Source organism: Tenacibaculum bernardetii, from assembly GCF_029125915.1.
Lineage (GTDB): Bacteria > Bacteroidota > Bacteroidia > Flavobacteriales > Flavobacteriaceae > Polaribacter > Polaribacter bernardetii.
Genome location: NZ_JAQJCU010000008.1, coordinates 13,381 through 38,033, shown reverse-complemented (window position 1 = coordinate 38,033; position 24,653 = coordinate 13,381). Strand labels below are relative to the sequence as shown.

Here is a 24,653-nt window from a genome sequence, read left to right as displayed (position 1 = left end):
AGATGATAAGTAAACTTAAACAAAAATCTATTCAGAAAATTTACGATAATAGTATTGTAAAAAATACAACAAAGATTTATAATGCCAACAAAGTAAGCAAGGTGGTAATTTTACTAGATAATGGATCTTTAGAAAATGTAATGGTGGCTAATTTGATAAATAAATTACCATTTAAGAAAGAGAATATTGTTGTATTAATTTTTAGAGAATATTCAAAGAAACAAGAAACATCTTCTAAATTTTTTACAGATAATGATTTTGGCTATAAAGCGAGTTTAAAATCAGACAATTTAAAAAACTTCGTTAAAAACGATTATGATTTACTTATTAACTACGTAAAAACGCCAAATTTATATACCAATATAATAACTTTGTTATCTAAAGCATCTCTAAAAACAGGTTTTGCAGGAATTGATGATAGGTTGTATGATCTTGTTATTTCTGATAAAGGATTAAATGAGGCTGTTTTAAATCAGGAATTAAAAAAATATTTAACAATATTAAATAAAATATAATGCAAAAATTTGTTGGTACAGGAGTCGCTTTAGTAACCCCTTTTAACGAAGATTTAAGTGTAGATTTTAACGCACTTAAAAAGTTAGTGAAATTTAATATCGATAACGGTACAAATTACTTAGTTATTAATGGAACCACGGCAGAAAGTGGAACTATTACAGTAAAAGAAAAAGAAGAGATAATTAAAGTAATTGTAAGTGAAAACAACGGTGTGTTACCTTTAGTTTTAGGTGTTGGTAGTAATAACACACAAACAGTTATAGACGAATTAAATTCTTTAGATTTATCTAATATCGATGCTATTTTATCGGTAGCGCCATATTACAGTAAACCAACACAAGAAGGTTTTTATCAGCATTTTAAAGCTATTTCTGCAGTAAGCACTAAGCCAATTATTTTATATAATGTGCCTGGTAGAACTGCTAAAAATATGGAACCGGCTACTATTTTAAGATTAGCAAATGATTTTAAAAATATAATAGGTGTTAAAGAAGCAGCAGGAAGTCAGCAACAATATTTAGAATTATTAAAAGATAAACCAGAAGATTTTTTAATTATTTCGGGTGATGATGATTTAGCTTTAGGAGTTGTTTTAGCTGGTGGAGCAGGAGTAATATCTGTTATAGGACAAGGATTGCCAAAAGAGTTTTCAAAGATGATTCAGTTAGGTTTGGTAGGAGAAAATAAAAAAGCGTACAAAATTCATTATCAATTAATGGATATTGTAAACTATATCTTCGAAGAGAATAACCCTGCAGGAATTAAATCAGTATTAATGAAACAAGGAATTTGTTTAGATGAGGTTCGTTTACCATTAGTAAAAGCAACGGAAGAATTACAAACAAAAATATCTGATTTTATAGACAATCTATAATTTGTCTAAACAAAAATATCATTTATAAGAGGCTACAGTGTTTTAATTGTAGTCTTTTTTTAGCATCTTTGTTTAATAGTTTTCTTATCTAAATTAAGTTCTGGTAAGAAATATAATTTCAAAAAAGTAAAAATATGTTATCAAAGTCAATAGAAGCTGCTTTAAATAAGCAAATAAAAGTAGAAGCAGAGTCATCACAAATATATTTATCAATGGCATGTTGGGCAGAAACTCAAGGTTTTGAAGGAGTTTCTCAATTTATGTATGCACATTCAGACGAAGAGCGTATGCACATGTTAAAGATGGTAAAGTTTGTAAATGAAAGAGGCGGGCATGCACGAGTTTCTGACTTAGCAGCGCCACCAGCAGAATTTGGTTCTTTTAAAGATATGTTTCAAACCTTATTTGATCACGAAGTAATGGTTTCAGAATCTATTAATGATTTGGTGCATATTACGTTACAAGAAAGAGATTATGCAACACATAACTTCTTGCAATGGTATGTATCTGAACAAATAGAAGAAGAAGCCTTGGCAAGAAATATTTTAGATAAAATTAATTTAATTGGCGATGATAAAGGAGGTTTATATTTATTTGATAATGATATAAAGCAAATAGTGGCGCAAGGTGCTGCTAACACTGCTGAATAAGATTAACAAACATTTAGGTATTTATACCTGTTATTATAACAGATTTTATGGTTTATTGCAATACTCTACTTAGAGTTAAAAAACGTTTTAATAATCCATAATTAATCACTAATTTTGCCAAATGCAAAAAATTAAAAATTTAGCGTATTTAGTTGTAGCACTAATAATGTTACAATCTTGTAGTTCATATCACAAAACCTTAAATAAGGGAAGTGTTGAGGAGCAATACAAAATGGCCGTAAAAATGTACGAAACACAAAAGTACAGTAAAGCCTTACGTTTGTTCGAGAAAGTAACACCTTCATTTCGTGGTAAACCACAAATGGAACGTATACAATTTATGGTTTCTCAATCTAATTTTAATGAGAAAAACTATAGTATAGCAGGATATTACTTTAATAGATTTACAAGAAATTATCCTAAAAGTTCTAAAAGAGAAGAAGCAGCTTTTTTATCAGCATTAAGCTATTATAAAGCAGCGCCAAGTTTTAGTTTAGATCCAACAGATACAAATAAAGCCTTAGAATCTTTTCAAGGATTTATTGATAGGTATCCAGATTCTGATAAATTAGACGAAGCAAATAAGTATTATGCTGAGTTGCGTAATAAATTAGAGAAAAAAGCATTTGAAATTGCAAAAACATATTACAAAACAGCTGCTTATGATTCTAGAAATTACAGAGCAGCAATTGTTGCTTTCGATAATTTGTTATCTGATTATTTAGGAACTAAATATAAAGAAGAGGCATTATATTTTCGTTTAAAAGCAGCACATGATTTTGTGTTAAAAAGTACGCAACGTAGAAAAGCTGAAAGAATTAAAGCGGCTATAAAAGCGTATGATAAGTTAAAGAGAAGCTTCCCTGAATCTAAATTCATGGGAGATTCAAATGAAATGTTAGCAACATTAAACAAGGAACAAGAACAATTAGTTAAAAGTTAAAAAATGGATTATAAAGAAACGAAAGCGGCATTAAGTACTATTACTTATAACAAAGAAGCTATCGAAGCTCCAACAGAAAACATTTACGAAGCTATTTCTATCATAGCAAAAAGAGCGAATCAAATTAATTCTGATTTAAAGAAAGAATTAGTTGATAAGTTAGATGAGTTTGCTACTTATAACGATAGCTTAGAAGAAGTGTTTGAAAACAAAGAACAAATTGAAGTTTCTAAATTTTACGAGCGTTTGCCAAAGCCTCATGCTATAGCATTAGACGAATGGCTAAACGGTAAAGTATATCACAGAACTCCAGACGTAGAATAATATGTCTGTATTAAGCGGTAAAAAAGTATTACTTGGTGTTACCGCTGGTATTGCCGCGTACAAAACAGCGAACTTAGTTCGTTTATTTATAAAATCTGGCGCAGAAGTTACGGTAGTAATGACTCCTGCGTCTAAAGATTTTATTACTCCACTTACACTTTCCACATTATCTAAAAACCCGGTTCATTCTACTTTTTACGAAAAAGAAGATGAAAACGAGTTATGGAACAATCATGTTGATTTAGGTCTTTGGGCAGATATTATGATTGTTGCTCCTGCTACCGCAAATACCTTGTCTAAAATGACAAACGGTACTTGTGATAACTTATTGTTAGCAACATATTTATCAGCAAAATGTCCAGTTTATTTTGCACCAGCAATGGATTTAGATATGTATCAACACCCATCAACTAAAAAGAGTCTAGATAGTTTACAAGACTTTGGAAATATATTAATCCCAGCTACTTCAGGTGAATTAGCGAGCGGATTGGTTGGAGAAGGTCGTATGGCAGAGCCAGAAGATATTGTTTCTTTTATAGAAAAAGATATTGTTTCTAAATTACCTCTTCGCGGAAAAAAACTATTACTTACGGCAGGTCCCACTTATGAAGCTATTGATCCTGTTCGTTTTATAGGAAATCATTCTTCAGGAAAAATGGGATTTGAAATAGCAAAAGCAGCTGCTAATTTAGGAGCCGAAGTTTTTTTAATTTCAGGGCCATCACATCAAAAAGTAAATCATTCTTTTATTCATAGAGTTGATGTAAAATCTGCAGAAGAAATGTATAATGCTTGTCATAAATATTACGGTGAAGCAGATATTGCTATTTTATCGGCAGCTGTAGCAGATTATCGACCAAAAAATGTGGCTACTCAGAAAATAAAAAAGAAAGATTCGTCGTTAGTAATAGAGTTAGAACCTACAAAAGACATTTTAAAATCTTTAGGCGAAACTAAAAAGAATCAGTTATTAGTCGGTTTTGCTTTAGAAACAGAAAATGAAGTAGAAAATGCTAAAGGCAAAATAGTAAAAAAGAATTTAGATTTAATTATCTTAAATTCACTGCAAGATAAAGGGGCAGGTTTTGCAACTGATACAAATAAAATTACGGTTATTGATGCAGAATTCAATGAGAAATCATTCGAGTTAAAATCTAAAAAAGCAGTAGCGGTAGATATTATAAACGAGATTATAAACAAAGTTAGTTAAAATAACGATCGTCTTCTCGAGTATTATTGAAAGGTAGAATGTTTTACTTTGAAGATATAAACGCAGTTTATCGAAAGATTTAATAGATATCTACTGTACTCGAACTGACAAATAAAATTATATTAAATGCGTAAGTTTTTCTTTTTAGTTTTTATTTTATCATCAGTTTTTACAATACAGTCGCAAGAGCTTAATGCTTTAGTTACTATAAATACAGATAAAGTTCAGAGTAGTAATAAGCAGGTTTATGAAACCCTTGAAAAATCATTAACTGAATTTATTAATGAAAAACAGTGGACAAACAAAAGTTTTAAACAACAAGAACGTATTAATTGCGCTTTTACAATTATTGTAAACGAGCAAAATGGCAATAATTTTAGAGCAAGTATTCAGGTACAATCTACAAGACCTGTTTACGGTTCTAGCTATGCAACACCAGTATTAAACCTTAATGATACTAATTTTAATTTTCGTTACAACGAATTTGATCCGTTAAATTTTAACCCTAATACTTACGAATCAAATTTAATATCAATCATTGCTTTTTATGCATATACAGTTATCGGTGTAGATGCAGATACGTTCGCTTTAAAAGGAGGAACAGATTACCTGAAAGCAGCAGAAAATGTAATCTTACAAGCACAATCTAATGGCGAATTAGGTTGGCAAAATCAAGTAGGAAAACAAAACCGTTTTGCGTTGATAGATAATTTATTGTCATCTAAATTTAGTTCGTTGCGTACTATTTATTACGATTATCATAGAAACGGATTTGATAACTTCTCAAACACTAAAGAAGTTGCTAAAGAAACTATAGAGAAAAATGTAATAGCGTTAGATAAGCTATACAATATAGCAATAGGTAATTATATGGTACGTGTTTTTTTAGATGCAAAAAGTGATGAAATAGCAAGTGTTTTTTCTGACGGGAAGCCTACTAAAAACACACAGCAAATGTTAAGTGTTTTATCGAAAATAGCACCTACCTATAAAGGTAAGTGGAAGAAAATTAAGTAGGTAAAAAACTAGAATAGTTTCTATAACAGTTCTTTCAATTAGTATCTTATATGTGATTTCAACTGGAATTATAAATAATGGCTTGGGTAAAACAAGAAGTTTTTTACTAGCTTTTGTGTTTTTATCAATTATAATTGATAACGTATTTTCAAGAAGAAAAAAACAATAAACTTCCGTTCTTTTTAAAGTGCTATAATTCAATCAAAATTTGTATTTTTATTCTTTTAAAGAATAGAATTTGCTTATACAATTATCCATACATAATTACGCGTTAATCAATCAGTTATCGATTGATTTTACAAAAGGTTTATCAATCATAACAGGTGAAACCGGAGCAGGGAAATCCATTTTATTAGGAGCCTTGGGCTTGGTAATGGGAAACCGTGCAGATTTATCATCTTTAAAAAACACTGAAAAAAAGTGTGTTATTGAAGCTAAATTTGCTGTTGAAGGTTATGATTTACAACGTTTATTCGAAAAACTAGATGTAGATTATGAAACAGAAACGATTATTCGAAGAGAAATTCTTCCTTCTGGTAAGTCGAGAGCTTTTGTAAATGATACACCTGTAAACTTATCGGTTTTAACAGCTTTAAAAACAAAACTGATTGATATTCACTCTCAACATCAAACATCACAACTTTCCGATGTTAGTTTTCAGTTTTCTGTGCTAGACGCCTTGGCTAAAAACCAACCAAAAATAGCATCTTATAAAAGAGGGTTAAAAAAGTATTCAGCATTAAATAAAGAGCTTAAAATTCTTCAGCAAGAAACTGAAAAATCCAACGAACAGCATGAGTATAATTTGCATTTATTTAACGAGTTAGAAGAAGCAAATTTAAAAAGTGATGAGCAAGAAGCCTTAGAAGAAAAATTAGAGCGATTAAATAACATAGAAGAAATAAAACTGAGTTTATCAGAATCTTTAGAGATATCAGTAAATGAAGAAATAGGATTACAAAATTTATTGTATTCGCTAGAAAATAGTTTGCAAAAAATAAAAGGATATTCTAAAAAATATGAAGAAATTTCTAACAGAGTTACAAGTATTAAATTAGAGTTAGATGATGTTGTTTCTGAACTAGAAAATGAGAATGAAGCGGTAGATTTTAATCCGAATGAAATAGAAGAATTAAATGATAGATTGCAATTAATTTACAACCTTCAGAAAAAACACTCGGTAGATTCGATTAAAGATTTACAGGCTATCCACGAAACATTATCAGAAAAAGTATCGCAAGTAGCCAATGCAGGAACGTTAATTGAAGCAAAAAATGCTGAGATAAATGAAGTTTCTAAAAAGTTAGATGAAGTTGCAGTAATGATAACAAAATCTAGAAACAAGGCAATTCCGAAATTACAAAAAGCCTTAGAGTTTTTGTTAACAGAATTAGGAATGCCAAATGCACGTTTTTCTATAAAACTAACAGCATCAAAAGAGTATTTTACAAACGGAAAAGATGTATTAGATTTTTTATTTTCTGCAAATAAAGGTGGTAATTTCGGAGAACTTAAAAAAGTAGCTTCAGGAGGAGAACTATCAAGAATAATGCTTTCAATAAAAAAAATATTATCAGAAAATATACAATTACCGACCATTATTTTTGATGAAATAGATACCGGAGTTTCAGGTGAAGTTTCAAACAAAATAGCAAAAATAATGCAAGATATGGGTACAGGTATGCAAGTAATTACTATTACGCATTTACCACAAATTGCAGCAAAAGGATTACAGCATTATAAAGTTTATAAAGGCGAAGAAAAAGGCGTTACAACATCTAATTTAAAGTTGTTGTCTAATGAAGAAAGAGTAATAGAAATAGCAGAAATGTTAAGCGGAAAAGACATTTCTGAAAGCGCTTTAACACACGCCAAAGAGTTATTGAATTAAAATTATGAGCGAAGACAATGCAGAAAACTTATTTTTTGAAGCAGATCAATTAATAGAAGAAAATAAAATTATTGAGGCAAAAGAAGTTTTAAGAGATTTATTAAATGAATATCCAGATTACGGTAGGGCACATAATCATTTAGGTTGGTTGTACAGTGTGAAATTTAACAATCATCCAAAAGCCAAAAACCACTTAGAATTGGCTATAAAATTCGCTCCAAATCATCAAGGAGTTTATACGAATTATGCCTATTTACTTATAGAAATGAATCTTTTTGATCAAATGCTAGTTTTCGGGAAAAAAGCAATTGATAATAATATTGCAGACAAGGGAACTATTTATAATAAAATGGGACAAGCATATGAGTTAAAAGGGGAATTAATGAATGCTTTTAAACAATATAAACTATCTGTAAAATCAGCTATTAATAACCAGTTTATAGAAGAAGTATATGCATCTGTAAATAGGGTTAAAAGTAAAATGAGTATTTTACAAAAGTTAAAACTTATTAACGATTAAACATATAATTATGTACAATTTATTAAAAGGTAAAAAAGGAATTATTTTTGGCGCATTAGATGAAAACTCTATTGCTTGGAAAGTAGCTGAACGTGCACATGAAGAAGGAGCAGAGTTTGTATTAACCAATGCACCGATTGCAATGCGTATGGGGAATATTAAAGAATTAGCAGCCAAAACAGGATCAGAAATTATACCTGCTGATGCTACTTCTATGGAAGATTTAACAAATTTAGTTGAAAAGTCTATGGAAATTTTAGGAGGTAAAATCGATTTCGTTTTACACTCAATCGGTATGTCGGTAAATGTTCGTAAAGGACGTCATTATACCGATTCTAAATATGATTTTACTACCAAAGGTTGGGATGTTTCTGCGGTGTCTTTTCACAAAGTAATGAATGTTTTATACAACAAAGAAGCTATGAATGAATGGGGAAGCATTGTTGCGTTAACCTACATGGCGGCGCAAAGAGTTTTTCCTGATTATAACGATATGGCCGATAATAAAGCCTATTTAGAGTCGATTGCCCGTAGTTTTGGATACTTCTTTGGTCGTGACCAAAAAGTTCGTGTTAATACGATTTCTCAATCACCAACACCAACTACTGCTGGACAAGGAGTAAAAGGGTTTGACGGATTTATTTCATACGCCGAAAAAATGTCTCCACTAGGTAATGCAACCGCATTAGAATGTGCAGATTATACGATTTCGATGTTTTCTGATTTAACTAAAAAAGTAACTTTACAGAATTTATTTCATGATGGCGGATTCTCTAATATGGGAGTGAGTGAAGCCGTAATGGAAAAATTCGAGTAATATTAGGTAAAGTGATAAAGAATAAAAAATGCAAGTCGTTAGATTTGCATTTTTTATTGATAAAATTATTAAAATGAATACAATTTTAGATATTGAAAAAGAGTTGGCTCCTTTAAGAAAACAGTTAAAAGAGCATACTTTATATACATCCTTAAAAACGATAGAGGATGTAAAGATATTTATGGAGTCACATGTTTTTGCGGTATGGGATTTTATGTCGTTGTTAAAAGCTTTACAAGAAAAATTAACATGTACTACCTTGCCTTGGCTTCCTGTAGTAAATCCTAAAACAGCAAGATTTATTAATGAAATAGTTTTAGGGGAAGAAACAGATGTAAATGAATTAGGAGAACCTAAAAGTCATTTCGAAATGTATATTGATGCTATGAAGCAAGCAGAAGCAAGTACAGTTGAAATAGCTAGTTTTATAAATAGCATTATAGAGCATAATACTATTGATGAATCTTTAAACAAGTGTTTAGTTTTAAAAGAAGTAAAGGAGTTTGTGTCATTTTCTTTTAACGTAATTAACACTCAAGAACCTCATATTATAGCGGCTAGTTTTACTTTTGGAAGAGAAGATGTGATTCCGGATATGTTTTTAGAAATTATTAAGAATACAGAAGATAACTCAACTTTAAACTACAATAAACTAACCTATTATTTAAAAAGACATATAGAGTTAGATGGAGACGAACATGGGCCATTATCTTTAAGAATGATAGAAGAATTATGCGGTAATGATGCACAAAAGTGGAATGATGTTTTATATTATGCTAAAGAATCTTTAAGGAAAAGAATTAATCTTTGGGACGGAATATCAAGGCAAATAATATACAATACTGTGAACTAATGAAACTAAATTTCTCCATAATAATTCCGGTTTACAATCGTCCGCAAGAAATAGATGAATTGTTAGAAAGTCTTACAAAACAAGATTTTTCTGATAATTTTGAAGTTGTTATTGTAGAAGATGGCTCAGAAGATTCGTCGGAGAATATTGTAGAGAAATATAAAAATCAACTTGATTTAAAATATTTTTTTAAAGAAAATAGCGGAGCAGGAGCAAGTAGGAATTACGGAATGCAACAAGCTACCGGAAACTACTTTATAATTTTAGATAGTGACGTTATCGTTCCGCCTCAATATGTATCAGAAGTAAAAAAAGCCTTAGAAAATAATTTTACAGATGCTTTTGGTGGTCCAGATGCCGCGCATAAAAGTTTTACCGATTTACAGAAAGCAATTAATTATTCGATGACGTCGGTTTTAACTACAGGCGGAATTAGAGGTAAGAAAAAAGGTGTTGGTAAGTTTCAGCCACGAAGTTTTAATTTAGGTTTATCGCGGAAAGCTTTCGGAAAAACAAATGGGTTCTCTAAAATGAAAACCGGTGAAGATATCGATTTAACATTTCGTTTATGGGAAAACGGATTAGAAACACAGTTAATTGAAAAAGCCTTTGTATATCATAAACGTAGAAGCACGATACTTCAGTTTTTTAAACAAATTTATTCATTCGGAACAGCAAGGCCAATTTTAAATAAAAAGTATCCAGAAACAGCTAAAATCACGTATTGGTTTCCGAGTTTATTTATTATCGGATTTGATATGAGTGCTCTTTTTGCAATTTTTGGCTATTGGTATTTTATTGCTTTCTATGGATTTTACTTTACGCTACTGTTTATAGATGCATTAATTGAGAATAAAAATATAAAAGTAGCTTTTTTAAGTATTATCACTTCTTTTACACAGTTTATTGGTTACGGTTTGGGTTTTTTAGAATCAAAGTTTTTTCCTGAAAAATAAAATTACGTCATTCCGAATTTATTTCGGAATCCCATAAAGGTTGACAATTAATCATGACGTCAAGCTGAAACAAGTTTAGCTTGACGGGAAATGTATCGTCATTACGAGGAAGAATGACGAAGTAATCTCACCTCTCAAAAAGAGATTGCTTCACTTCGTTCGCAATGACGATCAGAATTTACTACATCATTTTGAGTTTATCTGGGGTAACTATAAAGCTAGATAAAAAGTTCAGACAGACGATGATTACTTCGTCATTACAAGAAAGAATGACGAAGTAATTTTGCTTCATAAAAAAGAGACTACTTCGCTTGGTTCACAGTGAAGCTGATATTAAATAATATCTAAAATACTTTCTGGTGGGCGCCCAATAACAGCTTTATCTCCATTAATAACAATAGGACGTTCTATTAGTTTAGGATTAGCAATCATGGCTTGTATAATTTCAGCATCAGACAATTCTTTTCCTTTAAACTCTTCTTTCCAAACTTTTTCATTCTTACGAACTAATTGAATAGGAGTGATGTTTAATAAGTTAATAATCGTTTTTAATTCGGTCTCTGTAGGAATATTCTCTAAGTATTTTATAACTTCAAATTCCTTACCTGAATTTTCTAAAATTTCTAATCCGCAACGCGATTTACTACACCTGTTATTGTGAAATATTTTTATCATTTTGTTTTAAGTTTTATCAGTTCGAGTAATTTTCGATTTCAAGAGAAAATTATATCGAGAACTTTTTTATGAATTATCTTTTTGTCCGTTTAACATTAAATACGATTTTAAAAACGGATTTATGTTTCCGTCCATCACCGCATCTACATTTCCCGTTTCGTGTCCTGTACGCACATCTTTTACTAATTTATAAGGATGCATTACGTAATTACGAATCTGACTTCCCCATTCGGTTTTAAGCTTACCAGCTTCAATATTTTCTCTTGTAGCCAAACGTTTTTGCAATTCAATTTCATACAATTGCGACTTTAGCATCTTTAAAGCGGTGGCTCTATTATCATGTTGCGAACGCGAGTTAGAACACTGAATTTGAATTCCGCTTGGTTTATGAGTCAACTGAACCTTGGTTTCCACTTTGTTTACATTTTGCCCACCAGCACCACTAGAACGAGCGGTAACAATTTCGATATCAGCAGGATTTATTTCTATTTCAATGGTATCATCAGCAACAGGAAACACATATACAGAGCCGAATGTGGTGTGTCGTTTTCCGTTACTATCAAAAGGAGAAATACGAACCAATCGATGTACACCATTTTCACCTTTTAACCATCCGAAGGCATAATCACCATCAAACTCAATAGTAACTGTTTTTACACCGGCAACATCACCGGCTTGGTAATTATGTGTTTTTAATTTAAAACCTTGCTTTTCTGCCCACATGGTGTACATACGCATTAACATTTCTACCCAATCACAACTTTCGGTACCACCAGCACCAGCAGTAATTTGAATGGTTGCACTTAAATTATCACCTTCTTCAGAAAGCATATTTTTAAACTCAATATCTTCTAAAAAATTAGCCGTTTTTTCAAACTGTTCTATTACTTCGGTTTCATCAACAGCATCTTCTTTATAAAAATCATATAAAACAGTAAGATCATCATTCATTGAAATAACCGAATTGTAATCGCTTACCCATTTCTTTTTAAAACGGAGCGATTTCATTAAAACTTCGGCTTCTTTAGGATTGTTCCAAAAATCAGGATTAACAGTTTTTTCTTCTTCATTATTAATTTCAATCAACTTCTTGTCAATCTCTAAATATCCTTTTAACTTGCCAATTCGTTCAGTAATATTTTTAAGCTGTTCGTGTGTAATCATACAACAAAAATACATTTTAAAATCGTAGATAAAAATGGAAATAAACTTAATAAGCGATACTGTTACCAAGCCAACAAAATTAATGATGAAGGCAATGATGAATGCAGAAGTTGGTGATGATGTTTTTGGTGCTGACCCGACGGTAAACGCATTGCAAGAAAAGGTTGCTAAACTTTTTAATATGGAGGCTGCTTTGTTTTTTCCTTCGGGAACAATGGCAAATCAAACAGCTATTAAAATTCATACACAACCTGGCGATAGAATGTTTTGTGATAAATGGGCACATGTGTATAATTATGAAGGTGGTGGAGCCGCTTTTAACTCAGGAGTAACCTCTCATTTAATCGATGGGCAAAGAGGTATGTTTACCGCAAACCAATTAAAAGAAGCCGTATCAGGAAGAGCAGATATTCATGCACCATACAGTCGTTTGGTTTGTATAGAAAACACCACAAATAAAGGAGGAGGTGCTTGTTGGGATTTTGAAGAATTAAAAAAGATTCAGAAAGTAGCTAAAAAGAATGAATTAGCTTTTCATTTAGATGGCGCGCGTTTATTTAATGCGTTAGTGGCTAAAAACGAAACTCCTGCTCAGTATGGCGAATTATTTGATACGATTTCTATTTGTTTGTCTAAAGGATTAGGAGCTCCTGTAGGTTCTATTTTAATAGGAAGTAAAAAGGATATGGAAAAAGCTTTACGTGTGCGTAAATTATTTGGTGGGGGAATGCGACAAGCTGGTTTTTTAGCAGCTGCAGCAATTTATGCGTTAGATAATAATGTAAATCGTTTAGCAGAGGATCATCAAAAAGCGCAACAGATAGGAGCTGTTTTAGAAGGATGTTCTTATGTTACAAAAGTAGAACCTATTGAAACTAATATTATTATCTTTTATGTAGATGATAATATTGATCCGATGGATTTTATCAATAAAATGGCATCAAAAGGTATTTTATTAATCTCGATGGGGGAAGGGAAAATACGAATTGTTACGCATTTAAATTTTACAAATGAAATGCTGACTATTTTACTAAAAGAACTTAAAAGTTTTTAGAAAAAGATTCTAATAAAAGGAGAGAAAGCATTTGCATAAATGCTTTTATCTTCTTTATATAATACATCGTACTGAACACCAAAAGTAACTTTACCAGTAATATAAGCTGCCCCAATATTTAAAGAAGGATAGCTATAGTTATCTTTAACGGCACCAATTTTTTTATTAACATAAGATTGTAAAAGCTCACCAGAAAATTCTATTTCAGGTATTGGTCTATATAAAGCAATAACACTTGCAGAATACATATTTGCACTATAGTCACTACTTTTATTATATAGGTAACCAATACTACCACCAAAAGAGAACTCTTCGTTAAAATCATAAACGGCACTTGGCGATATAGAAAGAGTAGTCGTATTGCTACCAAAACTAAAACCAAAACTACCACCAAAACGTGTGTTATTCCAAAAATCAGATTCTTGAGAGAATAAACTTATTGATAATAAAAATAAAGAAAGTGTAATAAATTTTTTCATGAAAGTATTTAATATAGTTCGCGTAAAAATAAGAAATTTAATTGGTTAAAATGAAAAAGAGATTGTAGTGAAACAATCTCTTTTTTTAGTACTTAATTCAAGTCTTCTAGTTTAGATAACTCTTTATGATTTTTGTTTAATTTACGTAATAGAATACCGTAAATTAACTGGTAAAACAACCAAAGTAATACTAACATTATTAAAGACATAATAGCTGTAACTGCAATAAAAACTAGCATTTTTGAATTGGTAAACTCTGGATGAGATTTAACAGTTGCAACAGCAACAGCAACAGCAATTACAAATAAATACGATAAGTTAAACAAAACGTAATACTTAACTGTTTTTCTCGTATTTACAATTTTTGTCATTAATTCTTTGGTAGAGTCTGTAACTGATATACGTTTATAATTTAAGTAAAACTTCATCAAAAAATAAAACAATATGATGTAGGCTACTATTTGAGAATAAAAAACAAACTGACCTAAACCTATTTTTTCATATTCCTTATTGGCTTCATCCATATCAACGAAAAAATACATGGAGTTTAAGAGTATAAACTCTAATACTCCAATAATAAAAATCCATTTTACGATTGATGATGATCTTGAATGTGCCATTTTATAGATATCAACTTTAGAAACCGTATCTGTTTCTTGAGGCTGGTTATCCCATGCTTTTTTATATTTATCTAAATCCATTATTATGGGTTTAATACTTTTTTTAATTTATCCTTTGCTCTGTTCATCTTCACACGAGCATTTACTTCACTAATACCTAAAGTTACAGATATCTCTTTGTAAGGTTTATCTTCTAGATATAAAAATATTAGTGCTTTGTCAATGTCATTTAATTTTCTAATGGCATTGTAAAGTGCTTTTAATTGTAATTCTTCTGTTTCATCATAGTCAACGGCTTTAATTTTAAAAGCATAGTCGGTAATATCTTGTGTTTTTACAGTTCTAGTAGATTTTCTGTATAAAGAAATTGCGGTGTTTAAAGCCACTCTATACATCCATGTACTAAATTTAGCATCTCCTCTAAACTTACTGTAGTTTTTCCATAGTTGAATTGTTACCTCCTGAAACAAATCGTTATGAGCATCTTGGTTTGTAGTATAAAGCCTACAAATTTTATGCACAATGTTTTGATTGGCTTCAAAATCAGATAAAAATTTATTTTCTAACTCTTTATTCACTAAGTTTAGTATGGTTGATTGGTTATAAGTAGCTCAAAAATACGAATTGTTACAGTTCATCCTAAAAAAAATACAGTTCAGTTGTTTTTAGTTTTAAAAACGATAGATCAGCAGCATATTTGTAGTGTAATTAACCAATAAAAAAGAAGAATCATGAAATTCTTAACTACAACATTAATATTAATTCAACTCTTTATAGTGGCCGAATTAACAGCTCAGAATAAAGAAATACAAGTAACAGTTGTAAATGCGACTTCAGACTTAGGTAAAATAAGTTATGCTTTATATACTAAAGACAATTTCAGGAAAAAACCAATAAAAGCAGCATCAACGATAATAAAAGAAGGTAAAAGTACGGTTGTTTTTAAAGACGTACCATTAGGAGAATATGCTGTTATTTGTTTTCACGATAAAAATAATAATGGTAAAATGGATTTTAAATCGAACGGAATGCCATTAGAAGATTACGGTTCATCAAACAATGTAATTAATCCATATGGGCCGCCACAATATGAACAAGCAAAATTTACGGTTGCTGATAAAAATGTATCTTTAAAAATTAAATTTTAGTAATAAGATAGCAATGGAAAAATATACATCCAATACATTTATAAGTTTGAAAAAAGATTTTTTAGTTTGTTTAAAACTTACGATCATTTTTGGTGTAATTTTTACAATTATAAATCAGCAATTTACTATTAAAGGAGCTGCAGTTGTATTTTTGTTTTCAGCAATGTATTCTTTTATATTGGGCTTAGGAAACGGAATAATTAATAATTATTTAAATACTAGATGGAACTGGGCTACACAAACGAACGAAAGAGTTTGGGCTGGAGTAATTGCAACCATTTGTTACACTATTATAGCGGTTTTATTAATTCATTACATACAATATGTACTAATTTTTAAGCATGATTTTTCTGGTTTTTTTGATGGGAAGTTATTTTGGTCTCATTTATTTGCTATTATAATTTCTTTAGGAATTGCAAGCTTTTTTCATGCACGTAGCTTTATGATTAATTGGAAAGCTTCGTTAAAACAAGAAACTACTCAACACGAAATTGTAGCGAAAACAGAAAGCGCAAAGTTTGAAACTTTAAAAAGTCAGTTAGATCCGCATTTTTTATTTAATAGTTTAAACGTTTTAACCTCTTTAATAGACGAAAATCCAAAGCAAGCAGAAAGGTTTACCACCAAATTATCAAAAGTATATCGTTATGTTTTAGAGCAGCGAAATAAAGAATTAATTCCGTTAGAAGAAGAATTAAGGTTTGCAAAAACATATATGGAGTTGTTACAAATGCGATTTGAAGATGCTGTGCAATTTAATATTCCAACCACGGTAAGTAACTCAGATTTAAAAATAGTGCCATTGTCTTTACAATTATTACTCGAAAATGCAGTAAAGCACAATGTAGTTTCATCAAAAAAACCTTTACAAATTCACATTTTTGAAGAAGATGGTTTTTTGCAAATTCAAAATACGGTTAACCCTAAAGAAGCAATAGGTAAAAGCACAAAAGTAGGGTTAAGAAATATTGCAGATCGTTATGGTTTAATAACTGATGAACGGGTAGAAATTAAAAATAATAATAAAACATTTACAGTGAGTTTACCGCTGTTAACAAAAACAAATAATATGTCATACAATTCAAAAAATATAGAAAACAGCAAGTATGTAAGAGCTGTAGAAAAGGTAGAGAAATTAAAAGAATTTTATCAAAACTTAGCCTCTTACTGTATTGTAATTCCTTTTTTAATATTTATAAATTTAAGATTTTCACCAGGTTTTCATTGGTTTTGGTTTCCGATTTTTGGATGGGGAGTAGGCTTAACGTTTCATTTTTTAGAAGTAAATAATTACAATATTTTCTTAGGGAAAAATTGGGAAGAGCGTAAGATTAAAGAAATGATGAAGGACGATAAAAATTATAAGTAAGATGGAAGATAAGTATATAGCAGAGCAAAAGTATACACAAGCAAAAAAAAGAGTAAAAAAAATTAAAGGGTTTTATACACACTTAGCAATATACTGTATTATTATACCTGTAATAATTTTTGTAAACTTAAAGTTCGAACCACATTTTCATTGGTTTTGGTTTTCTGCATTAGGGTGGGGAACAGGTCTTTTTTGCCATTGGTTAAATGTTTTTGGGTTTAACAAAACAGGTTTAACAAAAAACTGGGAAGAACGAAAGATTAAAGAATTAATGAACGAAGATAAAAACTATAAATAAGATGGAAAGAGATTATTCTGAAGAGCAAAAATACATACTTGCAAAAAAGCGAGTAGAAAAAATTAAAGGATTTTATATTCATCTAGCAGTTTTTATTGTTATAAATATTTTCATATCAGCAGTTATTGTATTCGGCTTAATGAACGATGGTACCTATAATTTTATAGAAGCGGTTACGCATTTTGGCACGTATTCTACTTGGTTGTTTTGGGGAATAGGACTGTTTTTTCATTGGTTAGGAGTTTTTGGTTCTAATTTATTCTTCGGAAAAGATTGGGAGAAAAAAAAGATAGAACAATATATGGACGATAATAAATTTTAATTATGGAATCGGAAACAAATTATTTACAAGCAGAAAAAAAAGTAAAAAGGATTAAGAATTTTTATAACCATTTGCAAATATTTGTAATTATGATGGTTGTATTAGCTGTTTTTTCGAATACAATATTTAGTTTTTTTGAAAACCATATTCATAATGCAGGAACTTTAAAGTGGATACGAGCTAATATGTGGATAAACTCTTTATTATGGGCTTTTGGTGTTTTAATTCACGGTTTGTATGTTTTTAAAAGTAAAATAACTTTTTTTGATGCCTGGGAAAACAAAAAAGTAAAGGAGTTTATGAATGAAAAAAAATAAAATTATGGAAACTAATAATTACTCAGAAAAATACCTAGTAGCTCAAAAAAAAGTTGAAGAACTTAAACAATTTTACAAACATTTATCTGTATATATACTTGTAAATTTGTTTTTTATAGCACGCCGAATTTATAAAGATATTAAATTAGGTGATTCATTTAAAGAAGCTTTTTTTGATATAGATAATTATCGTTTTTTCTTGTGGTGGGGAATTATTTTGGTACTACACGGTGTAAAAGTGTATAGCAAACAAAACCTGTTTAGTAAAAACTGGGAAGAGCGAAAAATAAAAGAATACATGGATGAAAAATAATAAATAAGAACTATGAATGTTATTATTATTGAAGATGAAAAGCCAGCAGCAAGACGTTTAAACAGAATGTTGTCTGTATTAGAAATAGAAGTAAAAATGATGTTGCATTCTGTAGAGGAATCTATTAATTGGTTTCAGAATAACGAGCATCCAGATTTAATTTTTTTAGATATTCAATTATCAGACGGGTTATCTTTTGAGATTTTTGAAGAAGTTGAAGTTAAATCGGCCATTATTTTTACAACAGCTTACGATGAATATGCATTAAAAGCATTTAAATTAAATTCAATTGATTATTTGTTAAAACCACTCGATGAAGACGAACTAAAGGTTGCAGTAGATAAATTTAAAGAAAATCAAACCCAAAAATCTGAAGTAAAAGTTAATATTGATGATATTCGTAAACTCCTGATAAATCCGGTTGATAGAAAATTTAAAAAACGATTTACAATTAAGGTTGGCCAGCATATAAAGATCATACATATTGATGAAATTGAGTGTTTTTATTCAGAAAATAAAGCAACTTATATACACACAAACTCTAATCGAAATTATTTAATAGACGATTCATTAGAGCATTGGCAAGAGCAATTAAATCCAGAACATTTTTTTAGAGTAAATAGAACTTTTATTGTGCATATAAATGCCATAAAAGATATTGTTTCATATACAAACTCACGCTTGCAATTAGTATTACATTCTTATACTGATGCCGAAATAATAGTAAGCAGAGAGCGTGTAAAGGAATTTAAAAATTGGATTGATTAAAAAATTAGTTATAAAAAGTAACTCACATTGGCTAAGAGTTAAGCATAATGTGAGCTACTGTATTTATTAAAAAGAGGTTGTTTTTATTTTAAGTCAAACCTATCAGCATTCATTACTTTAGTCCAAGCTTTTATAAAGTCGTTAACAAATTTTTCTTTATTATCATCTTGTGCATAAACCTCAGCATATGATCTAAGAATAGAATTAGAACCAAAAACAAGATCCATACGAGTGGCTGTCCAAATAACTTTACCTGTTTTTCTATCACAAATTTCATATAAATTATCAGCGATAGGTTTCCATGTATAACTCATGTCTGTTAAGTTTACGAAGAAATCATTCGTTAATTTCCCAACAGTATCAGTAAAAACACCATGTTTTGTATTGTTGTAATTTGCATCTAACATTCGCATACCACCTACAAGAACTGTCATTTCTGGTGCAGTTAAACCCATTAGTTGTGTTTTATCCAGCATCAACTCTTCAGGGCTTACGACATAATTTTTTTTACTCCAGTTACGATATCCGTCAGCTAAAGGCTCTAAAGGCTCAAAAGAATCTACATCTGTCATTTCATCAGTAGCATCTCCGCGACCTGGTGAGAAAGGAACAGTTTTGTTAAAACTTGCAGCTTTAGCAGCTTTTTCTACACCAATATTTCCTGCTAAAACAATAATATCAGCGATGCTAATATTAAACTGAGAAGCAATAGGTTCTAAAACAGCTAATACACGAGCCAAACGTTTTGGCTCATTTCCTTCCCAATCTTTTTGAGGAGCTAAACGAATACGTGCACCGTTAGCACCACCTCTTTTATCTGATTGTCTAAATGTACGAGCGCTATCCCAAGCAGTCGTTACCATTTCTGAAATAGTTAAACCTGATTCCTCAATTTTTTTCTTTACAGCATTTACATCATAATTATTATTTCCTGCGGGAATTGGGTCTTGCCAAAGCATGTCTTCTTTAGGTAAGTCTGTACCAAAATAATTTGCGCTAGGCCCCATATCTCTGTGTGTTAGTTTAAACCAAGCACGTGCAAATGTTTCGGAAAAGTATTTTTGATCTTTCATGAATTTCAAAGAGATCTCCTTGTAAATAGGATCTACTTTCATAGCCATATCTGCATCGGTCATCATTGGATTATGACGAATAGTAGCATCATCAATATCTTTTGGTTTATCTTCTTTTTTAATAGTTACAGGTTCCCATTGCCAAGCACCAGCAGGACTTTTAACAGATTCCCATTCATGATTAAACAGCATTTGAAAAAAACCATCATCCCATTTTGTAGGGTGTGTAGTCCAGGCTCCTTCCAAACCACTTGTTACCGTATAACGACCTTTTCCTGATTTGTTTGGGTTGTGCCAACCAAAACCTTGTTCTTCTACATTTGCATTTTCAGGATCTGGGCCTAAAATACTAGCATCACCATTACCATGTGTTTTACCAACAGTATGACCACCAGCTGTTAAAGCAACTGTTTCTTCATCATTCATCGCCATACGTGCGAATGTTTCACGTACGTGGGTGGCTGTTTTTAAAGGATCTGGTTTTCCATTAACACCTTCAGGGTTTACATAAATTAACCCCATTTGTACAGCAGCTAAAGGATTTTCCATCGTTGTTGGTTCATCTACATTTTCATAGCGTTCATCACTTGGTGCTAGCCATTCTTTTTCTGCTCCCCAATAGGTATCTTTTTCTGGTTGCCAAATGTCTTCACGTCCAAAACTAAAACCAAAAGTTTTTAACCCCATGTTTTCATAAGCAATAGTACCTGCCAAAATAATTAAATCGGCCCAGCTAATTTTATTACCATATTTTTTCTTGATAGGCCATAACAATCGTCTTGCTTTGTCTAAACTAGCATTATCTGGCCAAGAATTTAAAGGAGCAAAACGTTGGTTACCAGATCCACCGCCACCACGACCATCAGATATTCGGTAAGAACCAGCAGAGTGCCAAGATAAACGGATAAATAAACCTCCGTAATGACCCCAATCTGCAGGCCACCATTCTTGGCTATCTGTCATTAACGTATGCATATCTTTTTTTAATGACTCTATATCTAATTTTTTTAGTTCTTCATGATAGTTAAAATCTTCTCCTAAAGGATTTGTCTTTGTATCATGTTGATGTAAAATATCAAGATTTAGTGCGTTAGGCCACCAATCGGTAACAGCTGATTTTGTAGTTGTATTACCTCCATGCATTATTGGGCATTTACCAGAAGATGTAACTTTAACACTTTCTTTTTGTTCTTTATGCATGGGGCATTTGCTTTCATTATTTAATGAGTTTGAATTGTTTTCGTTTTCCATCTATGAAAGTATTTATGAAGTTAATAAATTATGATACCCAAATTTAATAAACTATTATTTATAAAGCTTTATTAGTCAGTGTAATAATTTATTTAATTATAGAGTTATTTTATAGGAAAGTTTATTTTTATTAGTATAAGCTTTTGTTAGAGGTTTTAAAAAAATAAAAAATACAAAGAAAGTGTGTACGAAGATGTAAAGATTAAACAGATAAATATAAAATACTGTTTGTTATTTAGAGAAATTATAAGAAAATAAACTCTAATTATTTAACAAGCAACGATTGCTTTGCTTTTATAAAATCAGAAATTAAATAACTAATAAATTTACCAACTTGATTTATAGCCGAAGGGTCTTGAATAATAGTGGGCGAACCTTCACAAATATGAATATAACTTGCATTTTTATTTTTAGCAAAATGATGAACAAACTCTCTAGTTTGTTGCGATGTAAATCCAGAGGGAGTCATAGCACTACTAGGAAAATTTTGGATACAATCTAAGTCAATCTCAATACCAAAAGACTTTTCTTGAATAAAGTTTTTAGCACGCAACAACTCATTTTCAAACGGAATTGATTTGTAAACTTGTAATTCTTCATAAGTATTATAATCAATGTTTGTGTTGCTATGAATATAATCGAAAACATATTGCGGAGTGTAGTTTTCGTGTAAGCCAAACATAAAATATTTTTCTAAATATTGATGTTCTATAGCATACGAAAATCCGTTGCCGCTATGACGTTCTTCTAAACGACGTAAATCGGTATGTGCATCTAAATTAATAACATTAATAGGTTGTTTTTTTCCTTCGGATAAACCTTTTAAATTTCCGTAAGCGTTATTATGCCCGCCACCAATTACAATCGGAATTTTATCAGCTTCAATAATTATCTTAATAACAGATGATAATTCTTTATCAATAGCTTTTACAAGCAAATCTCCTTTTTCTCTATCAGAACTATCAAAATTTAAAACCTCATTTAAAAAGTCTAAATAGCCTAAAACAAGAATATCTTTTCCGTTAATAAATTGATTCTCTTGCGTATTTAAGAACGATTTTAAAGCTGGTGTAAAAGCAGTATGCGCGCCACCTTTTCCGTAATTCATTTTTACACCAATATCTTCTGGTACGCCAATAATAACAAATTTAGCAGTAACCTTTTTAAGGTTTTCAAGAGTAGAAATTACTTGTACAGATTGCCCTAATTTTATTTCTCCTTCACGAGGATTTACAAAATCATTAATGTTGTTTTGAGAAAATATTTGTAACATAATTATTAGGGTGGTTAATAAAGTAAACTTTTTGTATGATTTCGACGTATTTTGGTGATGAAATTAATAATACGTTTATTGTATTTATAAATTTAAAACTGAAATATTTTTTTATTCAATTTTTTTTGATCAATATTTGAGTTTTCATTTAAAACGATAGATGTGTGTATTATTTGGATTCCTTTTAATATGTTAAAAGAAAAACCAACTAGTCGATTCTTAGAATTGTAAATTTCATACACATTATAATCATCACATTCAATTTCAAACTTAGATGTTCTCTTATATTTTATAGACTCTGAAGAACTTTCTTCGAAATTTGATCCTAAGATATAAGTTTTGAAGTAAAATTTCATTGAACTAATATCATCTTGTGAATATGTATACGTAGAAGAACTTATACCTCCAATGTTTTTTTCTTTAAAAGTGAAGTTTTGAGAATATTTAAATTTCGTTTGTGCACTAGCCGTGTCGATTTCTTTTTCAAAATCAGGTTTGTCTAATTGATATAAATTCAGTTGATCATTTAATAAAATATCTTCAGCTAGAATTAACATTTCTTTATCTAATTCATTAAACTTTACATTTATAAAAGTGTTTTTACAATTTAATAGTAGAAAGAATGTTAATATTAATAATGCTTTTTTCATTTTAAATTGATTTACCGTTAATAAATACCGCATCAATTAAAACAGAACCAAAGTTGTAAGGAATAGCACCGTAACTTAAAATTTCTTTTGTAACGATAATATTAGCTTTTTTACCTTTTGTAATACTACCAACTTCATCAGATAAATTCATAGCATAAGCACCATTTATAGTAGCTGCATTTATAGCTTCTTCGGGTGTCATTTTCATTTTAATACAAGCAGTAGCAACTACAAAATTCATATTACCAGAAGGTGTAGAACCTGGATTGAAATCAGTTGCCAAAGCTAGTGGTAATCCTGCATTTATAATATCTCTAGCTGGAGTGTACGGAATACTTAAAAAATAAGAACAAGACGGTAATGCTACAGGCATTGTACTTGTTCCTTTTAAGGCATAAATATCATCTGTACTCATAACCTCTAAATGATCTACAGATAAAGCATTGTGTTTTACACTTACCTGAACTCCGCCTATAGTTGTAAACTGGTTCACGTGTACTTTTGGTATTAATCCGTGCTTTTTACCTGCTTCTAAAATTCTATCTGTATCTTTTACAGAGAAATAACCAGTTTCACAAAAAGCATCTATAAAATCAGCCAATTTTTCTTTAGCTATTTTGGGTAACATTTCATTAATAATTAAATCGATGTAGCCATTTTTATCATCTTTGTATTCTTTTGGAAAAGCGTGTGCTCCTAAAAATGTAGCTTTGATGGGTAAGTTGTAGTTTTCGCGTAACCTTTTAATAACGCGTAACATTTTTAATTCAGCATTAACAGTTAATCCGTAGCCTGATTTAATTTCAACAGCGCCAGTACCAAGTTTCATAACCTCTTCTAATCGAACTGCTGATTGCTCATACAAATCTTCTATTGAAGTTTCTTGAAGTTTCTTGGCTGAATTTAAAATTCCGCCACCATTATTAGCTATTTCCTCATAGGTTAATCCGTTAATTCTGTCAACAAATTCTTGTTCTCTATTACCAGCATATACGATATGAGTATGAGAGTCACACCAAGTAGGAAGAATCATTTTACCCGTGCAATCGATAGTTTTGTCTGCTTTAGCAGATAAATTAGTCATCATACCAAAATCCAGAATTCTATCATCTTTAATTAATAGAAAAGCATTTTTTAAAGTAGGTAAAATACTCATTTCTTTTCCAGAAACTTTCTTAATATTAGCTTCTCTAACCTGAATTAATTCTTTGATGTTTATGAATAATGTTGTCATTATCGTTTTATGAAATTTGTTACACAAACTTACGGTAAAAACAATAAAAGCTATAGTTTTTAAATGAGAATACT

29 protein-coding genes are annotated in these 24,653 nt (G+C 30.4%); 20 read left to right on the top strand and 9 right to left on the bottom strand.

The window, feature by feature from the left end; translation table 11 throughout:
- The first annotated feature begins 2 nt into the window (after positions 1-2).
- From P2G10_RS08225 to P2G10_RS08170, 12 genes are all read left to right on the top strand, one after another.
- Positions 3-515 carry a DUF6913 domain-containing protein gene (locus P2G10_RS08225; protein WP_275316060.1) on the top strand — a complete coding sequence of 171 codons (513 nt, stop codon included), beginning with the start codon at positions 3-5 and terminating at the stop codon, positions 513-515.
- A complete protein-coding gene (gene dapA, locus P2G10_RS08220) occupies positions 515-1,390 on the top strand; it encodes a 4-hydroxy-tetrahydrodipicolinate synthase (protein WP_218772802.1) in 876 nt (291 codons plus the stop codon). Before P2G10_RS08225 ends, dapA begins: the two co-directional genes overlap by 1 nt.
- A gap of 134 nt (positions 1,391-1,524) precedes the next feature.
- Positions 1,525-2,040: a ferritin gene (locus P2G10_RS08215; RefSeq protein WP_218772801.1), complete on the top strand. Its 516-nt coding sequence runs from the start codon at positions 1,525-1,527 to the stop codon at positions 2,038-2,040.
- 121 nt (positions 2,041-2,161) lie between these two features.
- Entirely contained in the window at positions 2,162-2,983 is an 822-nt protein-coding gene (locus P2G10_RS08210) for an outer membrane protein assembly factor BamD (RefSeq protein WP_275316059.1), read from the top strand.
- Positions 2,984-2,986: 3 nt separating this feature from the next.
- Positions 2,987-3,307 (top strand): DNA-directed RNA polymerase subunit omega, encoded by a 321-nt coding sequence (locus P2G10_RS08205; RefSeq protein ID WP_218772799.1) that lies wholly within the window; start codon positions 2,987-2,989, stop codon positions 3,305-3,307.
- Between the two features lies 1 nt (position 3,308).
- The gene (gene coaBC, locus P2G10_RS08200; protein ID WP_275316058.1) at positions 3,309-4,517 is read left to right on the top strand and encodes a bifunctional phosphopantothenoylcysteine decarboxylase/phosphopantothenate--cysteine ligase CoaBC; all 1,209 of its coding nucleotides are present in this window, start codon (positions 3,309-3,311) and stop codon (positions 4,515-4,517) included.
- 126 nt (positions 4,518-4,643) lie between these two features.
- Positions 4,644-5,534, top strand: coding sequence for a type IX secretion system protein PorD (porD, locus tag P2G10_RS08195; protein ID WP_275316057.1), 891 nt, complete (start codon positions 4,644-4,646; stop codon positions 5,532-5,534).
- Positions 5,535-5,772: 238 nt separating this feature from the next.
- On the top strand, positions 5,773-7,425 hold the full coding sequence (recN, locus tag P2G10_RS08190) for a DNA repair protein RecN (RefSeq protein ID WP_275316056.1): 1,653 nt from the start codon (positions 5,773-5,775) through the stop codon (positions 7,423-7,425).
- Between the two features lie 4 nt (positions 7,426-7,429).
- A complete protein-coding gene (locus P2G10_RS08185; protein ID WP_275316055.1) occupies positions 7,430-7,945 on the top strand; it encodes a tetratricopeptide repeat protein in 516 nt (171 codons plus the stop codon).
- 10 nt (positions 7,946-7,955) lie between these two features.
- Positions 7,956-8,762, top strand: coding sequence for an enoyl-ACP reductase FabI (locus P2G10_RS08180; RefSeq protein ID WP_275316054.1), 807 nt, complete (start codon positions 7,956-7,958; stop codon positions 8,760-8,762).
- 73 nt (positions 8,763-8,835) lie between these two features.
- The gene (locus P2G10_RS08175) at positions 8,836-9,615 is read left to right on the top strand and encodes a DUF3050 domain-containing protein (RefSeq protein WP_275316053.1); all 780 of its coding nucleotides are present in this window, start codon (positions 8,836-8,838) and stop codon (positions 9,613-9,615) included.
- A complete protein-coding gene (locus P2G10_RS08170; RefSeq protein WP_275316052.1) occupies positions 9,615-10,571 on the top strand; it encodes a glycosyltransferase family 2 protein in 957 nt (318 codons plus the stop codon). Before P2G10_RS08175 ends, P2G10_RS08170 begins: the two co-directional genes overlap by 1 nt.
- 333 nt (positions 10,572-10,904) lie before the next feature.
- On the opposite strand, the gene arsC is transcribed toward P2G10_RS08170, so the two are convergent.
- Together arsC and prfB are read right to left on the bottom strand one after the other, a co-directional pair.
- Positions 10,905-11,246: an arsenate reductase (glutaredoxin) gene (arsC, locus tag P2G10_RS08165; RefSeq protein ID WP_218772791.1), complete on the bottom strand. Its 342-nt coding sequence runs from the start codon at positions 11,244-11,246 to the stop codon at positions 10,905-10,907.
- A gap of 66 nt (positions 11,247-11,312) precedes the next feature.
- The gene (gene prfB, locus P2G10_RS08160; protein WP_275316051.1) at positions 11,313-12,410 is read right to left on the bottom strand and encodes a peptide chain release factor 2; all 1,098 of its coding nucleotides are present in this window, start codon (positions 12,408-12,410) and stop codon (positions 11,313-11,315) included.
- Between the two features lie 34 nt (positions 12,411-12,444).
- Between prfB and P2G10_RS08155 the strand changes: the two genes are divergently transcribed.
- On the top strand, positions 12,445-13,464 hold the full coding sequence (locus P2G10_RS08155) for a threonine aldolase family protein (RefSeq protein WP_275316050.1): 1,020 nt from the start codon (positions 12,445-12,447) through the stop codon (positions 13,462-13,464).
- Here the strand turns inward: P2G10_RS08155 and P2G10_RS08150 are convergent.
- The 3 genes from P2G10_RS08150 to P2G10_RS08140 form a co-directional block, all read right to left on the bottom strand.
- Positions 13,461-13,943, bottom strand: coding sequence for a hypothetical protein (locus tag P2G10_RS08150; RefSeq protein WP_275316049.1), 483 nt, complete (start codon positions 13,941-13,943; stop codon positions 13,461-13,463). The two genes, P2G10_RS08155 and P2G10_RS08150, sit on opposite strands and share 4 nt — an antisense overlap.
- Before the next feature lie 92 nt (positions 13,944-14,035).
- Positions 14,036-14,644, bottom strand: coding sequence for a hypothetical protein (locus P2G10_RS08145; protein ID WP_255554321.1), 609 nt, complete (start codon positions 14,642-14,644; stop codon positions 14,036-14,038).
- Positions 14,645-14,646: 2 nt separating this feature from the next.
- On the bottom strand, positions 14,647-15,141 hold the full coding sequence (locus P2G10_RS08140; protein WP_218772787.1) for an RNA polymerase sigma factor: 495 nt from the start codon (positions 15,139-15,141) through the stop codon (positions 14,647-14,649).
- Between the two features lie 153 nt (positions 15,142-15,294).
- On the opposite strand from P2G10_RS08140, the gene P2G10_RS08135 reads away from it, so the two are divergent.
- From P2G10_RS08135 to P2G10_RS08105, 7 genes are read left to right on the top strand one after another with little or no spacing between them, the layout of a single operon-like run.
- Positions 15,295-15,711 carry a DUF2141 domain-containing protein gene (locus tag P2G10_RS08135; RefSeq protein WP_218772786.1) on the top strand — a complete coding sequence of 139 codons (417 nt, stop codon included), beginning with the start codon at positions 15,295-15,297 and terminating at the stop codon, positions 15,709-15,711.
- A gap of 46 nt (positions 15,712-15,757) precedes the next feature.
- Positions 15,758-17,080 carry a 2TM domain-containing protein gene (locus tag P2G10_RS08130; RefSeq protein WP_338056311.1) on the top strand — a complete coding sequence of 441 codons (1,323 nt, stop codon included), beginning with the start codon at positions 15,758-15,760 and terminating at the stop codon, positions 17,078-17,080.
- 1 nt (position 17,081) lies between these two features.
- On the top strand, positions 17,082-17,378 hold the full coding sequence (locus P2G10_RS08125) for a 2TM domain-containing protein (RefSeq protein WP_218772784.1): 297 nt from the start codon (positions 17,082-17,084) through the stop codon (positions 17,376-17,378).
- A gap of 1 nt (position 17,379) precedes the next feature.
- Positions 17,380-17,700: a 2TM domain-containing protein gene (locus P2G10_RS08120; protein WP_218772783.1), complete on the top strand. Its 321-nt coding sequence runs from the start codon at positions 17,380-17,382 to the stop codon at positions 17,698-17,700.
- Between the two features lie 2 nt (positions 17,701-17,702).
- Entirely contained in the window at positions 17,703-18,017 is a 315-nt protein-coding gene (locus P2G10_RS08115; RefSeq protein WP_275316048.1) for a 2TM domain-containing protein, read from the top strand.
- The gene (locus tag P2G10_RS08110) at positions 18,004-18,330 is read left to right on the top strand and encodes a 2TM domain-containing protein (RefSeq protein ID WP_218772781.1); all 327 of its coding nucleotides are present in this window, start codon (positions 18,004-18,006) and stop codon (positions 18,328-18,330) included. Before P2G10_RS08115 ends, P2G10_RS08110 begins: the two co-directional genes overlap by 14 nt.
- A gap of 12 nt (positions 18,331-18,342) precedes the next feature.
- Positions 18,343-19,098 (top strand): LytR/AlgR family response regulator transcription factor, encoded by a 756-nt coding sequence (locus tag P2G10_RS08105; protein WP_275316047.1) that lies wholly within the window; start codon positions 18,343-18,345, stop codon positions 19,096-19,098.
- 83 nt (positions 19,099-19,181) lie between these two features.
- Here P2G10_RS08105 and katG read toward each other — a convergent pair whose 3' ends face one another.
- The 4 genes from katG to hutI form a co-directional block, all read right to left on the bottom strand.
- On the bottom strand, positions 19,182-21,422 hold the full coding sequence (katG, locus tag P2G10_RS08100; RefSeq protein WP_420833285.1) for a catalase/peroxidase HPI: 2,241 nt from the start codon (positions 21,420-21,422) through the stop codon (positions 19,182-19,184).
- Positions 21,423-21,687: 265 nt separating this feature from the next.
- A complete protein-coding gene (locus P2G10_RS08095; RefSeq protein ID WP_275316046.1) occupies positions 21,688-22,695 on the bottom strand; it encodes a formimidoylglutamase in 1,008 nt (335 codons plus the stop codon).
- A gap of 92 nt (positions 22,696-22,787) precedes the next feature.
- Positions 22,788-23,345: a hypothetical protein gene (locus P2G10_RS08090; protein ID WP_275316045.1), complete on the bottom strand. Its 558-nt coding sequence runs from the start codon at positions 23,343-23,345 to the stop codon at positions 22,788-22,790.
- A 1-nt stretch (position 23,346) separates the two neighbouring features.
- Positions 23,347-24,579, bottom strand: a complete 1,233-nt coding sequence (gene hutI / locus P2G10_RS08085) for an imidazolonepropionase (RefSeq protein WP_275316044.1) — start codon at positions 24,577-24,579, stop codon at positions 23,347-23,349.
- Positions 24,580-24,653: the final 74 nt, after the last annotated feature.